This window comes from Kitasatospora sp. NPDC004272 (genome assembly GCF_053603035.1).
The window spans coordinates 1-12,359 of record NZ_JBSGET010000192.1; the positions used below are offsets into that span (position 1 = coordinate 1).

Annotated in this window: 15 protein-coding genes; 5 read left to right on the forward strand and 10 right to left on the reverse strand. The window is 73.4% G+C overall.

Features of this window, described 5'->3' with window-relative positions; genetic code table 11:
- Positions 1 to 80: 80 nt before the first annotated feature.
- The 3 genes from ACWEO5_RS35505 to ACWEO5_RS35515 form a co-directional block, all read right to left on the reverse strand.
- Positions 81 to 548 carry an ATP-binding protein gene (locus ACWEO5_RS35505; protein ID WP_344552175.1) on the reverse strand — a complete coding sequence of 156 codons (468 nt, stop codon included), beginning with the start codon at positions 546 to 548 and terminating at the stop codon, positions 81 to 83.
- 141 nt (positions 549 to 689) lie between these two features.
- Entirely contained in the window at positions 690 to 1,043 is a 354-nt protein-coding gene (locus ACWEO5_RS35510; protein WP_452166240.1) for an STAS domain-containing protein, read from the reverse strand.
- Positions 1,044 to 1,204: 161 nt separating this feature from the next.
- The gene (locus tag ACWEO5_RS35515) at positions 1,205 to 2,110 is read right to left on the reverse strand and encodes an RNA polymerase sigma factor SigF (RefSeq protein WP_452166241.1); all 906 of its coding nucleotides are present in this window, start codon (positions 2,108 to 2,110) and stop codon (positions 1,205 to 1,207) included.
- A 204-nt stretch (positions 2,111 to 2,314) separates the two neighbouring features.
- Between ACWEO5_RS35515 and ACWEO5_RS35520 the strand changes: the two genes are divergently transcribed.
- Positions 2,315 to 2,686, forward strand: coding sequence for an SRPBCC family protein (locus ACWEO5_RS35520; RefSeq protein ID WP_344552172.1), 372 nt, complete (start codon positions 2,315 to 2,317; stop codon positions 2,684 to 2,686).
- A gap of 119 nt (positions 2,687 to 2,805) precedes the next feature.
- Entirely contained in the window at positions 2,806 to 3,201 is a 396-nt protein-coding gene (locus tag ACWEO5_RS35525; protein ID WP_344552171.1) for an SsgA family sporulation/cell division regulator, read from the forward strand.
- A gap of 48 nt (positions 3,202 to 3,249) precedes the next feature.
- On the opposite strand, the gene ACWEO5_RS35530 is transcribed toward ACWEO5_RS35525, so the two are convergent.
- Positions 3,250 to 3,606, reverse strand: a complete 357-nt coding sequence (locus ACWEO5_RS35530; protein ID WP_452166242.1) for a PRC-barrel domain-containing protein — start codon at positions 3,604 to 3,606, stop codon at positions 3,250 to 3,252.
- Between the two features lie 157 nt (positions 3,607 to 3,763).
- Complete coding sequence (locus ACWEO5_RS35535) at positions 3,764 to 4,255, reverse strand: MarR family transcriptional regulator (protein ID WP_452166243.1); 492 nt, start codon at positions 4,253 to 4,255, stop codon at positions 3,764 to 3,766.
- Positions 4,256 to 4,370: 115 nt separating this feature from the next.
- On the opposite strand from ACWEO5_RS35535, the gene ACWEO5_RS35540 reads away from it, so the two are divergent.
- Positions 4,371 to 5,261 carry an SAM-dependent methyltransferase gene (locus tag ACWEO5_RS35540; RefSeq protein ID WP_452166244.1) on the forward strand — a complete coding sequence of 297 codons (891 nt, stop codon included), beginning with the start codon at positions 4,371 to 4,373 and terminating at the stop codon, positions 5,259 to 5,261.
- Positions 5,262 to 5,395: 134 nt separating this feature from the next.
- On the opposite strand, the gene ACWEO5_RS35545 is transcribed toward ACWEO5_RS35540, so the two are convergent.
- Positions 5,396 to 7,246 carry a cellulase family glycosylhydrolase gene (locus ACWEO5_RS35545; protein ID WP_452166245.1) on the reverse strand — a complete coding sequence of 617 codons (1,851 nt, stop codon included), beginning with the start codon at positions 7,244 to 7,246 and terminating at the stop codon, positions 5,396 to 5,398.
- A gap of 453 nt (positions 7,247 to 7,699) precedes the next feature.
- Between ACWEO5_RS35545 and ACWEO5_RS35550 the strand changes: the two genes are divergently transcribed.
- Positions 7,700 to 8,638 (forward strand): carbohydrate kinase family protein, encoded by a 939-nt coding sequence (locus ACWEO5_RS35550; protein WP_452166246.1) that lies wholly within the window; start codon positions 7,700 to 7,702, stop codon positions 8,636 to 8,638.
- Between the two features lie 83 nt (positions 8,639 to 8,721).
- On the opposite strand, the gene ACWEO5_RS35555 is transcribed toward ACWEO5_RS35550, so the two are convergent.
- The 4 genes from ACWEO5_RS35555 to ACWEO5_RS35570 form a co-directional block, all read right to left on the reverse strand.
- Positions 8,722 to 9,096, reverse strand: coding sequence for a hypothetical protein (locus tag ACWEO5_RS35555; protein ID WP_452166247.1), 375 nt, complete (start codon positions 9,094 to 9,096; stop codon positions 8,722 to 8,724).
- A 27-nt stretch (positions 9,097 to 9,123) separates the two neighbouring features.
- The gene (locus tag ACWEO5_RS35560) at positions 9,124 to 10,104 is read right to left on the reverse strand and encodes a glycosyl hydrolase family 28-related protein (RefSeq protein ID WP_452166248.1); all 981 of its coding nucleotides are present in this window, start codon (positions 10,102 to 10,104) and stop codon (positions 9,124 to 9,126) included.
- A gap of 401 nt (positions 10,105 to 10,505) precedes the next feature.
- Complete coding sequence (dmpI, locus tag ACWEO5_RS35565) at positions 10,506 to 10,793, reverse strand: 4-oxalocrotonate tautomerase DmpI (RefSeq protein WP_380275738.1); 288 nt, start codon at positions 10,791 to 10,793, stop codon at positions 10,506 to 10,508.
- Complete coding sequence (locus ACWEO5_RS35570) at positions 10,790 to 11,692, reverse strand: LysR family transcriptional regulator (protein ID WP_344552163.1); 903 nt, start codon at positions 11,690 to 11,692, stop codon at positions 10,790 to 10,792. Before ACWEO5_RS35570 ends, dmpI begins: the two co-directional genes overlap by 4 nt.
- A gap of 153 nt (positions 11,693 to 11,845) precedes the next feature.
- Here ACWEO5_RS35570 and ACWEO5_RS35575 point away from each other — a divergent pair, with 153 nt between their 5' ends.
- A complete protein-coding gene (locus tag ACWEO5_RS35575; protein ID WP_452166249.1) occupies positions 11,846 to 12,268 on the forward strand; it encodes a hypothetical protein in 423 nt (140 codons plus the stop codon).
- The last annotated feature ends 91 nt before the right edge of the window (positions 12,269 to 12,359 follow it).

Consider the following 12,359-nt stretch of genomic DNA (forward strand, 5'->3'; position numbering starts at 1 on the left):
GGCCGGTCCCCGGGCGGGGACCGGCCTCCGTCGTGCGTCGTTCTGCGGTGGGTGCGGGTGGCCGGACCGGCTGAGTACGGTCAGGCCAGCAGGCGGGTGGCGTCGATCTCGGCCCAGATGGACTTGCCCTGGGCGTGCCGGTCCGCGCCCCAGCGGTCGGCGGTGCGCTGCACGATGTACAGGCCGTGGCCGCCGGGCAGGCCGGGCAGGTGCGGGGTGCGCAGCGCCGGCAGGGTCTCGGAGCCGTCGGAGACCTCGATCCGCAGCCGCTCGGGCGTCGCGTGGAGGACGAGTTCGAGCGGGCCGCCGGCGTGCAGCATCGCGTTGCCGACGAGCTCGGCGACCAGCAGCACGACGTCCTCGGCGAGGTCCGGGTCGGGCGGGGTGGACCAGGACCAGTCGCCGAGGGCCTCCGTGGTGAACGCCCGGGCCCGGGCCACCGGGCGCGGCACGCCCACCAGTCGTAGGCGCCGACGCTGCCCGCCGGGCGGCAGGACCGCCCCGGCGTCCGGACGGTCGCCGTCCAGGGTTCCCCGGCTCGGTGTCACGTGGGTTCCCTTCGCTTTCGACGGCGCTCTCACAGGCTCACGGGTCGCTCTCACGGATCGGTTTCCCGGCTGCGCCAGGATTATGCCCGGTGCGGCCGACAGTACGGGTACGGCGGGTGGCGGACGGTGCCGGAGGGCAGGTCAGCCGTCCGTGGCGATGGCCGCTTCCACCGTCTCGTGGATGGCGAACACGGCCTTCGCACCGGTCAGTTCGAGCAGGTGCTGGACCGGCCCGGACAGCGCCGCCAGATGGAAGGAGACCCCTCCGTCGTCGGCTGCCATCCGGGTCTGGAGCAGCAGGTTCAGCCCGGACGAGTCGCAGAAGTCGACCCGTCCCAGGTCGACGATCAGCGCCCGGGGGCGTTCGGCGACCAGTAGATCGAGCGCTTCCCTGGCCGGAGCCAGGGTCTCGATGTCCAGGTCGCCCGACAGTGCGCACACCGCCGCGCGGGACGGTGTACGTCGGACGTCCACCGCCAGGGGGGCCACGGGCATGTTCTCGGCTGGCATCCTCGTCCTGTTCCCTCGACCGGTCTGCCTCGACCTTACGCACTGATGGGCGCGGCGGTCGAGACGGGGGTGCCCGGTGCGGTCGGTGGTGGCGGCGGGGGCCGCCACCACCGAGGGAGTCGACCGACTCGCGTCGGCCGGTGTGGTCAGTCGGTCGCGTCGAGCCCGGTGCGGAGCTTGGCCAGCGTGCGGGACAGCAGCCGGGACACGTGCATCTGGGACAGCCCGAGACGGGCGCCGATCTGCGACTGGGTGAGGTCCTCGCAGAACCGCATCGCGAGGATCTGCCGCTCCCGCTCCGGCAGTCGGGCGATCAGCGGCTTCAGCGCGACCAGGTTCTCGACCAGCGCGAACCGCCCGTCCACCTGGCCCAGCCGCTCGGCGGGCTGCTGCCCGTCGCCCTCGCCCGGGGAGGTCAGGTCGAGCGACCCGGCGGTGTGCGCGTTCGCGGCGGCCAGACCCTCGATCACCTCCTCCTCGGTCAGCGAGAGGTGCTCGGCGAGGTCGGCGACGGTCGGCTCGCGGTCCAGGGTCTGGGCCAGCGCGTCCTGCGCCTTCGCCAGGTCCAGGCGCAGCTCCTGCAGGCGGCGCGGTACGTGCACGGACCAGGTGGTGTCCCGGAAGTGGCGCCGTATCTCGCCGATGATGGTCGGCACCGCGTACGTGGTGAACTCGACGCCGAGCTCCGGGTCGAACCGGTCGATCGCCTTGATCAGGCCGACCGAGCCGACCTGCAGCAGGTCCTCGTACGGCTCCTTGCTGTGGCCGAAGCGGCGGATCGCGAACCGGACCAGGGTCAGGTTCAGCTCGATCAGGGTGTTGCGAACGTAGCTGAACTCGCGAGTGCCCTCCTCCAGGCCGGCCAGCCGTCGCAGCAGCACCCGGGTCATCGCGCGGGCGTCGGCGGGGGTGGCGTTCACCGGGTCGGCGAGCACGTCCGGGTCGAGGTCCACGGTGGTGGCCTCGTACGCGGCGGTGGCGGGGTACTCCACAGGGGCGGAGGACGCCTCTATGGGGGCAGTCAGGAGAAGTTCATCAGTGGGCACGGGCATGCCAGTCCTTTCCTCGTCTCCGGCCGGTCCGTTCCCGGGTACCCGGGGTTCCTTCGATCATGCCAGGCTCGACTGTGAAGTTTATGTGAAGCAAATGCGGAGGCGTTTGTCCCCCTTGGATCGTGCATGCGCCCCGGCGGCCGGGGCACACGGCCCTCCGACGCGGACCGCACCGGCGGCCGCCCCCGCGGAGGAGGGAAACCCATGGGTCGGATAGAGGAATCCGTCGAGATCGACGCGCCGATCAGCGCCGTCTACCGCGAGTGGACCGACTACGAGCCGCTCCCCGCCTGCATGCGCGGCGGAGCCGGGCGCGGCGCCACCGCGACCGAGGTGCTGCCGCTCGACCGGATCGCCTGGAGCGGCGGCCCCGAGCTGCCCGGGCACTCCGGAGTCGTCACCTTCCACCGGGTCACCGAGGACAGCACCCGGCTGATGCTCCAGCTCGACACCGAACCCCACGGGCTCTGGGACCACCTGGTCGAGGGCCTCGGCTTCACCGACCGCCGGATCATCGACGAACTCGCCGCCTTCAAGGCCCAGGTCGAGGACCATCGGCAGCACCTGGCGGCCTGACCGCGCCGCGGCGCCGCAGTCCGCCACGTGCCCACCGCCCGCCGCCCGCCCGCCGCGTGAAACGGAAGAACGGAAGAACGCAGTTCGCCCACCCGCGAGAAACGGAAGGGAGCACCGCCATGGGCCCCGTCACCGAGCGGATCACCCTGCACCTGCTCGCCCCCGACGGCACCACCGTCCACCTCGACACCGACTGGCGCTACCGGCCCGACGACCCCTACGCGGTGCGCCTCGACTTCGGCCCGCGCGCGGCCGGGGCCGGCTGGGTGCTGTCCCGGGAGATGCTGCTCGCCGCGCTGCACGGGCCGGTCGGCGACGGCGACATCCACTTCGCGCCGCTCGACGACGGCTCGCTGCGCCTGGTGCTCGGCGGCGCGGGCGGCCCGGTGGCGCTCAGCGTGGACTGCGCCGCGCTGGCCGCGTTCCTCGCCGCCACCCTCGAACTGGTGCCGCTGGGAACCGAGTTCGAGCGGATCGACTGGGACGGCGGGTTGGCCGGGCTGCTGTCGGCCTGAGCGGACGGTGGCCCCGCCCGAGGTGGACGGGGCCGGTCCGGCCGGGGCTCAGCGGCGGGCCAGGCGGCGTTCGCCGCCCGTGCCGGTGGCGTAGTTCAGGTGGTAGTGCGCGAAGACCTCGGGCTCCTGCTCGGCGGCCAGCACGTCGTCGGTGCCGATGGACGGCGCGTTCTTCACGTCGTTGCGGTTGAACGGCACCCGCAGGTAGCCGGGGCCGGCCACCGCGTCCGCGATCGGCACGAACACCAGGCGGTGCCGGCCGAGCATGCCGACCGTGACGGTGGCGAAGGACGGTGCGTCGGTGGCGGTGTCCACGTAGACGTTCTCCAGGCTGCCGATCTTCTTGTCGTCCTGGTCGACCACGTCGTGGTTGCGCCACTCCCGGATGTCGGCGATCTCGATCATTCACGGCCTCCGTCGGCTGGGTCCGGCCCCCTGGGCGTTCCGTCCCTTCCGTTCCATGCTCACCGACGGCGCCGGAGGGCGCCCCTCCGAGTGCGCCCGTCGGACGTGCGGAGGCGTGCGGGGGCGCGGGTGCGCCGGGGGTCCCGGGCGGAACGCGTCAGGCGTCGGGCGGTTCGACGGGTGCGGGCCCGGGGGCGGCCGCGGGGGACGACCCCGGGGAGGCCGCGGGGGGTGGGCCGGGGAGCAGCAGGGTGGCGAGCTCGTCGAGCAGTTCGGCGGCCCGCCGGGCCTGCGCGGGGTCGGCCACCGCCTGGGCGAGCAGCGGTTCGGCGGGGCGGGCGACCCGGGCCCTGATGTAGCCGCGGGCGAGCGCGGAGACGGAGAGCAGCGTGCGGCGCCCGTCGGCGGGGTCGGGTGCGGCGTCCAGCAGGCCGCGTTCGCGCAGCCGGGCGACCGAGGTGGAGACGTGGCTCTGGGCGAAGCCGGTGCGGACCCGGATGTCCTGCACCGAGCTGCCGGGGTGCTGGTAGACGTCGGAGATCACCGCGATCTCGCCCGGGGTGAGGGCCGCCGAGGCGTGGTCGGTGACCATCGCCCGGCCGAGCTCGGTGAGCCGCTTGCCCAGTCGCAGAAGCCGTACGCCGTCCATGGCGGACAGGCTACCGCGAGGACGGACAACCGCATCGTCACAGATGCATCTCGGGAGATACATCTTCACGGATACATCTTCGCAGATGCATCTGTGACGATGTAGTTTTGCGGGCATGACGACGAACGAGCCCGCCGGCCCCGGCCCCGGCGACCCCACCTCCGCGGTCTCCGCGCCCTCCGGCCCCGAGGTCGGTTCCGACCGCGCCGCGCGGCTGAGCCCCGTCTCCCGGACCGCGCTCGCGGTGGCCCGGGTGCGCGCCTACGAGAGCAGCCGGCCGGAACCGCTGTTCACCGACCCGTACGCCCTCGCCTTCATCGCCGCCTCCGGCACCCCGCTGCCCACGGCCGGGCCCGACCGGCCGCTGGCCCGGCTGCTGGTGACCAGGGGCATCATGCGCACCCGCTTCTACGACGACCGGCTGCCCGCCGCCGGCGCCCGCCAGGTCGTGCTGCTCGCCGCCGGGCTCGACACCCGGGCCTACCGGCTGGCCTGGCCGCCCGGCACCCGGCTGTTCGAGGTCGACCTCCCGGCCGTCCTCGACTTCAAGCAGTCCGTCCTGGACGAGCAGGGGGCCGAGCCGGCCTGCGAGCGGGTCGCCCTGCCCGCCGACCTGGCCGACCCCGACTGGACGGACCGGCTCCTGGCGGCCGGGTTCGACCCCGGGCGGCCCACCGTCTGGCTGGCCGAAGGGCTGCTGGTCTACCTCGACGCCGAACAGGCGGCCGGGCTGCTCACCGCCGTCGGCGGGCTCTCCGCCCCCGGCAGCAGCCTGCTGACCGAGCAGGCGCGCGACGTCTCCCGGGTGCCCGCCGAGGCGGGGCTCACCGAGATGACCGCGCTGTGGCGCGGCGGCCTGGGCCCCGGCACCGCCGACTGGCTGGACGCGCACGGCTGGCGGACCGGCTTCACCGCGATGGACGCCTTCGCCGCCTCGCTGGGACGCGAACTCCCGGCGGCCGGCTTCGAGGGCGCGGGCTTCCTGGAGGCCGTCCGCACCGCCTGAACCACTGAAACGCTGAAGTACTGAACCGCTGAAGCACTGAACCGCTGAACCGACGTCGCGCACAAGCACGTTCACCGCCGGCCGGAGGAACCGGCCGACGGTGAACGGGGTTTGAGCGGCTGATCGGGGAGCGGTCAGGAGGTCGCGGTGCACACCGCCGTCGCGGTGGCCGCGGCCGAGGCGTCGGTCCGGGTCGCCTGGACGCCGAACGAGGTGGACGCCGCCGGGGCCAGCGCCCCGTTGTAGGCCAGGTTCGTCGCGGTGACGGTCTGCCCGCTGCGGGTCACGGTCGCGCTCCAACTGCTGCTGATCTGCACGCTGGTGGGCCACGTCCAGGCCACCTGCCAGCCCTTGACCGGCGCGGTGCCGGTGTTGGTGACGGTCACCGTCGCGGTCAGTCCGCTGCCCCAGTCGTTCAGGCTGATCGCCGCCGAGCATCCGGCGTTCGTCCCGCTGCCGCCGGTCGCGGTGGTCGCCGTCACCGCCGCCGAGGAGGCCGACACGTTGCCCGCCGCGTCCTTGGCCCGGACGGTGTAGCTGTACGCGGTCGCCGCGCTCAAGCCGCTGTCGGTGTACGAGGTCGAGGTGGCCGAGGCGACCTTCGTCCCGTCGCGGTACACGTCGTAGCCGGTGACGGCGGTGTTGTCGGTGGACGCCGTCCAGGACAGCGAGACGCTGCTCGCCGTGGTGCCGGCGACCGCCAACCCGCCCGGGACGGACGGCGCCTGGACGTCGCCGGTGCCCGGGTTGCCGCCGGTGGAGGAGCCGAAGCCCGGGGCCTTGACCGAGGCCAGGTAGTTGTCCTTGACCGTGTTGACGGTGGTCCAGTCGTCGTTCAGGATGCCGCCGGTGTCACCGGAGTTGGGGTTCCAGGACCAGAACGTCCACTGGAAGGAGTCCGCACCCGCCGTCGCGGTCGGCCGCAGGTACTGCACCAGCGCCTTCAGCCAGGCCTGGTCGGTGGTCGACTGCAGCGTGGTGCCGAACTCGCCGACCCACACCGGCGCGATGTTCTGGTTGAACAGGTAGCCCCAGTTCTTGTCCCAGACGCCCGGCATGTTCGCCGGGAAGCTCGGGTCGGAGAACCAGGTCTGCTGCGCCACGCTGGTCGCGTAGTCGTGCGCCGAGTACACCACCCGGTTGGCGACGCTCAGTTGGACCGGGTACTGGCCCGCGCCCTGCAGGTTGCCGCCCCACCAGTACGAGCTGCCGTTGAAGCTCTGCACGCCCTCGACGAAGATCAGCAGCTTCGGGTTGGCGCCCAGCACCGCCTCGCCGCCGCGCTGGGCGGCCAGCCGCCAGTCGGTGGAGAGGTCACCGCAGCCCCAACAGGCCGGGTCGTGCGGCTCGTTGTGCAGGTCGATGCCGATCACGGCGGAGTTGCCCGCGTACCGGGCGGCGATCGACTTGAGGTTCGCCAGCCAGGTCGACTCCGGCACCGAAGCGGTGTACCAGAGCGCCGACTGCCCGGCGGAGTCCGGGCGGTGGCGGTCCAGGATGACCTTCATGCCGATGCTGCCCGCGTAGTTGACCAGCTTGTCCATCACGCCGAGCGAGCTCAGGCCGACCAGGTCGGCGTTCATCCCGCCGGAGGTGTTCAGGCTGCTCGGCGTGGTGCCCTTGAAGATGTCGTCGCTGTAGGGCAGCCGGATGGTGTTGTAGCCCAGCGACTTCATCTGGTCGATCATCGACTTGTAGTCGCGGCTCCACAGGCCGTGGGGCACGTAGTTGGAGGTCTCGAAGCCGAACCAGTTGATGCCCGCGATCCGCACCGGGTTCCCGGCCTCGTCGAGGATCTGCCGGCCGCTGGTGTGCCAGTAGCCGGCCCCCGCGCTGGAGGCGGCGGCGGTCGCGGTGGTGCCGGTGGTGGCGGCCTGGGCCGCCGGGACCGCCGGGGCGGTCAGCGTGGTGACGAGCGCGGCGGCCAGGGCCGCGGCACAGCCCGCCAGCCGGCGCGTCAGGCGCCGGTGCAGTCGGAGGCGCATGGGTCTCGTTCCTCTCTGGACGCGGGTGGGGGCGTCCGGTGGGGGTGGGGTGGTCCGAGACGTTCTTCGGGGTGCTGGGTGCTGGGTGCTCGTACTGGGAGGTGCTCGTGGTGCGGGGTGCTCGTGGTGCTGGGGGTCGGGTCCTGCGGTGGCCGGCGGGGGTCGGAGGGGGAGCGGCCCGGTCGTGGTGGGGGGATGATCGGGAGCGCTCCCACTCGTGGCCCTCGCGGGCCTGCCATATGAAGCCAGACCTTCCGGGGGGTCGTCAAGAGTTTTGGGAGCGCTCCCACTTGATGGGGGTCGTTCGCGGTGGCGCGCTGAAACGTACATCGGGCGTCCGGGGGACGGTGGAGTGACCCCGCTGACGGTCCGCGCGTTGACTGCGGGGGGCCACCGGTGATGGAGTCCGGACCGCCGGATGTGCGTTTTCGCCCTGTTGGGAGGCTGGTTTCGATGGCGGGTCGGCAGATCACCGTGGTCGGGGAGTGCGTCGCCGACGCCTTCGTCGAACGGGACGGGTCCCGGCCGGGCGAACTCGGACTGCGGGTGCTGCCCGGCGGCGGCCCGGCCAACACCGCGGTCGCCCTGGCCCGGCTGGGGACGCCCACCCGGTTCGTCGGCCGGATCTCGGCCGACCCGTTCGGCCGGCTCTTCCGCGAGCACCTGACCGGCTCCGGCGTCGACCTGACGGGCACCGTCGCGGCCGCCGAACCCAGCACCCTGGCCCTGGCCGCGCTGGACGACGAGGGCCGCGCCACGTACTCGTTCCACGCGGAGGGCACCGCCGACTGGCAGTGGACCGGGGCGGAACTGGCCGCCGCCCGCGGGGACGGCTCGGTCTGCCTGCACACCGGCTCGCTCGCCCTGGTCCGCGAACCCGGCGGCCCGCGGATCGAGGAACTGCTCGCCGGGGCCCGCCCGCACGCCACCGTGTCGATCGACCCCAACGTCCGCCCGCTGCTGGCCGCCCCCGAGCAGTACCGGCGGCGGCTCGACCGCTGGTGCGAACTGGCCGACCTGCTGCGCCTGAGCGAGGACGACCTGCACGCCCTGCTGCCCGGCGCCGCCCCCGAGGACGCCTGCGACCGCTGGCACGCGGCGGGCGCCCGGCTGGTCGTGGTGACGCTCGCCGAACGCGGCGCGCTCGCCTCGCTGGACGGCCGCCGGGTCCGGGTGGCCGCGCCCGTGACCCGGGTGGCCGACAGCGTCGGCGCGGGCGACTCCTTCACCGCCGGACTGCTGCACTCCCTCGCCGTGCAGGGGCACCTCGGCGGGCGGCTGGACTCGCTCACCCCCGAGGACCTGGAGCGCGCCTGCGCCTTCGCCGCCCGGGTCGCCGCCCGGACGGTCGCCGTCCCCGGGGCCAACCCGCCGTGGGCCGACGACCTCTGACGGGCCGACGACCTCTGACGGGCCGACGGCCCGGGGCGGGGGCGGCGGCCCGGGGCGGGAGCGTGGGCGCGGGCGGGAGCGGATCAGCTGAGCGGCGAGGACTTCCAGGCGCCGTTGACCCGCACGTACAGCCGCTGGTTGGCGGTGTCCACCGCCAAGGTGCCGTTGGCGGGGGCGCGCTGGAAGGATGCGTCCGAGACCGGGCCGGCGACCTGGCGCAGCGGCGGGTTCGGCGCGTGGGTGAGCGGGACGGCGCCGCTGCTCTGGGCGCCCTTGTTGCCGTAGCTGTTCTCGATCCGGAAGTCGCCGCTGGAGGTCAGCTCGTAGTACAGGTGCGCGCCGGCCGGGGCCGTCCCGTACAGGCCGACCACGTTGCGCAGCACCGCGGCGGTGCTGGGGCCCGCGTACACGGCGACGCCCGAATTGACCGTCGCCGTCGAGCCGTTGGCGATCAGCACGTTCTCCAGGGTGGAGGCGATCGGCGATCAGACGATGATGTTCTGGACCTTCTGCTGGTCGGTGGTGAGGCCGGGCGCGAAGTTGCCCGCGTAGCAGTAGATGTTGCTGGCGTGGACGTGCTTGCTGGAGGAGTCGGCCTTGAAGTGCGGGCCGCCCTGCATCTGTGAGGTCTCGAACTTGCAGTCCGTGACGTAGATGCCGTTCGGGTTGTTGGTCGAGCCGGTGCCCGCGGTGATCCACAGCGCGCCGGTGCCGAACGCCTCGAACCGGCAGCCGGTCACGTGCACCTGGTTGGTGTTGTCGGTGCTGGAACCCCAACCGGAGGCGGCGGAGGCGTTGCGCAGCCACATGTTGGGCGTGGTGGAGCTGTTCAGCGGGCCGGTGCTGGACTCCACCACCAGGTTGGAGAACCGCGAGTCCCACAGCTCCACGCCGTCCACGCAGATGTCCTGGTTGCTGGTGATGTAGACGTCCCGGACGACGGTGTTGTCGTTGTAGTACAGCTCGATGACCAGGCCGGTCCTGCCGTTGCCGTTGAAACCGAGGTCCTCCACCGAGCAGTACCGGCGGTGGGTCGCGCCGGTGGCGTCCGGGCCCGCGCCGGAGACCCGCAGCAGCATGCCGTTGTCGCCCTTGACCAGCATCGACGCCTTGCTACCCGCGCCGGTCAGCCGCACCCCGTTGCCGCCCACGGTCAGCGCGGGCGTGCCGCCCGACGGCTTCACCAGGTACCGGCCGGCCGGGAAGTAGACCGTGCCGCCCTGGACGGCCGCCGCGTCGATCGCGGCCTGCACCTTCGCCGTGTCGTCGGTCGAACCGTCGCCGGTCGCACCGTAGTCCTTGACGTTGAACCAGTCCGAGACCCCGCTCGCCCCGGTCGTCGCCGCCGAGGCGGACGGCGCGCCCGCCGTCACCGCGATGCCCGCGACACCCGCCGCCGCACCCGTCAGCAGCGCCCGCCGCCGCAGCACGTCGCCGGCGTTCCGCGCGGAACCGTTCTCGTCCATCCGAGGCCCCCCTCTTGTGAGGCCGGGGTTCCTCCCCGGCCGCAGGGCAAGATCGCACGGACACGGAAGACCGGTCAAGGGATTACCGTCGGTGACGAATCGCCCTGCTGGGGTCCCACCGGGTCTTCTTGCACCCCGCTCCCGCCCTGCCCCTGCCCTTGCCCCTGCCCCGCTCCCGCTTCGGCCCCGCGTAGGTGGGCGGCGGACCGTGGTGGAGGCCGTGCTGCTGCTGGTGCCGGAGCTCCTGGAGGGCTCGTGGTGGGACCGGGACGGCGAGCGGGCTGATCGCCACCCGGCGGCGGGTGCCCTGGGTGCGGCCGCCGGGGGAGTGAGGTGGCCGGGGCGGGGCCGGGGCCCGGGCGGTTCGCGGGGGTGCGAGCCGCCCGGTGCGGCCGGGCGGACTACAGGTCGGCGATCAACTTGCCGGCCTTGCCCCAGTTCTCGCCCGGGTACTCCTGGATCCAGACCATGACGCTCTCGGCCGGGCAGCCCAGGGCGGTGACGAAGGCTTCGGTGACCCGCTCGACCAGCTCGCGTTTCTGCTCGACCTCGCGGGGGCCCTGCTGAATGGTGACGATCGGCATCTTCGGCTCCTGTGTTCCGTCCTGCTGGCCGGTCCTTCCGGCTGACACCAGTTCACCGGAAAGCGCCGTCCGCACCCAGACCCGATTCGCTCTCGCAGCGATCACGGATCCTGATCGTCGCAGCTCGGGGCCGCCGGGGAAGCCCGGCGACAGGCTTCGAGCAGCAGCCGGGGCGGCGGAGCGGAGCGCCGGACGGCCAGCGACACCGGCAGGGCGAGCGGGGTGCGGCAGGGGCGGAAGGCGATCCGGCGGGCGTGCGTCATCCGGGCGTTGGCCGCGTACACCACCGTCCAGGCCGGGGTGCCGGCGCCGATCGCGGCCAGGGTGTTCGGCAGGGTGCTGTGCGGCGGGCCGAACAGCGGTCGGAAACCGGCCCGTTCGCAGGCGTCCGTCACCAGGTCGACCAGGGTCGGGTGGTTGCGCCGCTCGGTCAACAGCAGGGGCAGCTCGGCGAGTTCGGCCAGGTCGACCTCCGGCCGCTCGGCCAGCGGGTGCCCGGCGGGCAGGGCGATCACCAACTCGTCCTGCCAGACCGGCAGGTAGCGCAACTCGTCGTCGCCGGCCACCGCGCCACGGACGAAGGCGGCATCGAGCCGGCCGTCCGCGAGGCGGGCCAGCCGTTCCCGGACGGGCGCGGAGTGCAGTTCGACGCGCACCGTCGGCGCCCGGCGGCGGTAGGCGTCCAGGATGTCGTCCAGCCGCTCCCCGAGGCCGCCGACCGTACCCAGCCGGAGCACGGTCGGCGCGGCCAGGTCGGCGGCGAGGGCGCGGGCCGCGTCCTCGGCCGCCAGCACGTTCCGGGCCGCGGGCAGGAAACGCTCACCGGCCGGCGTCAGACGCACGTACCGGGGCGACCGGTCGAACAGCTCCACCCGCAATTCCCGCTCCAGCCGCCGCACTTGCTGGCTCACGGCAGGCTGCCCGAGCAGCAGCCGCTCGGCGGCCCGCCCGAAGTGCAGCTCCTCCGCGACGGCGACGAAACAGCGCAACTGCCGCAGCTCCACGTGCTCCCCCTCTGCTCGGTGCTCGGGCTCCGCCGGTGGCGGACCCCGACGGAGACCATGGTCGCAGCCGGGGGCGGTGGGTCAGGCGAGGGGCGGGGCGCCGCGCGGGGTCGGGCGGGGCCGGCTGTCCGGAGGTGCTGCCAGGATGGGCGGGTGGACACGGAACAGTGGGAGGGCGCGGCCGTCCCCCGGGAGCTCGCGGAGTTCCTGCGCGAGGCCGCCGAGTACCGGCCGGTGCTGCTCGCCGGATGCGTGTGCGAGGGGTGCGGCGGGCGGGCGTTCACCGTCTGGGTGGACGACAGCGCGGGCTGCGCCGGGCGGGGGTGCGTCCGCTGCGGACAGCTGGCGTTCCTCGCGGACAGCGCGGAGGTATGGGTTGACGCCGAGCCCGGGGCGGCCGAATGCCCTTGCGGCGGCGACGAGTTCGAGGCGGCGGTGGCGTTCTCGCTGACCCCCGACGGGTCGGTGCGCTGGGTGACGGTGGGCCTGCGCTGCCTGCGGGACGGCGCGTTGGGCGTCTACGTCGACTGGAAGATCGACTACGCCCCGACGGACCACCTGCTGCGCGCCGTCTGAGAAAGTGTGGGGTAATTGATCAACTGCGTGGCGTGATCCAGTGGCTGTGATCTTCGCGGTCGGGTGTCCGCGAAGATCGCCGCCATGTGCG

Coding starts and splice junctions, on each gene's coding strand:
- ACWEO5_RS35510 (WP_452166240.1), bottom strand. CDS start 1,043: ATGCCCGTGGCCCCCCTGGCGGTGGACGTCCGACGTACACCGTCCCGC.
- ACWEO5_RS35515 (WP_452166241.1), bottom strand. CDS start 2,110: ATGCCCGTGCCCACTGATGAACTTCTCCTGACTGCCCCCATAGAGGCG.
- ACWEO5_RS35520 (WP_344552172.1), top strand. CDS start 2,315: ATGGGTCGGATAGAGGAATCCGTCGAGATCGACGCGCCGATCAGCGCC.
- ACWEO5_RS35525 (WP_344552171.1), top strand. CDS start 2,806: ATGGGCCCCGTCACCGAGCGGATCACCCTGCACCTGCTCGCCCCCGAC.
- ACWEO5_RS35530 (WP_452166242.1), bottom strand. CDS start 3,606: ATGATCGAGATCGCCGACATCCGGGAGTGGCGCAACCACGACGTGGTC.
- ACWEO5_RS35535 (WP_452166243.1), bottom strand. CDS start 4,255: ATGGACGGCGTACGGCTTCTGCGACTGGGCAAGCGGCTCACCGAGCTC.
- ACWEO5_RS35540 (WP_452166244.1), top strand. CDS start 4,371: ATGACGACGAACGAGCCCGCCGGCCCCGGCCCCGGCGACCCCACCTCC.
- ACWEO5_RS35545 (WP_452166245.1), bottom strand. CDS start 7,246: ATGCGCCTCCGACTGCACCGGCGCCTGACGCGCCGGCTGGCGGGCTGT.
- ACWEO5_RS35550 (WP_452166246.1), top strand. CDS start 7,700: ATGGCGGGTCGGCAGATCACCGTGGTCGGGGAGTGCGTCGCCGACGCC.
- ACWEO5_RS35560 (WP_452166248.1), bottom strand. CDS start 10,104: ATGGACGAGAACGGTTCCGCGCGGAACGCCGGCGACGTGCTGCGGCGG.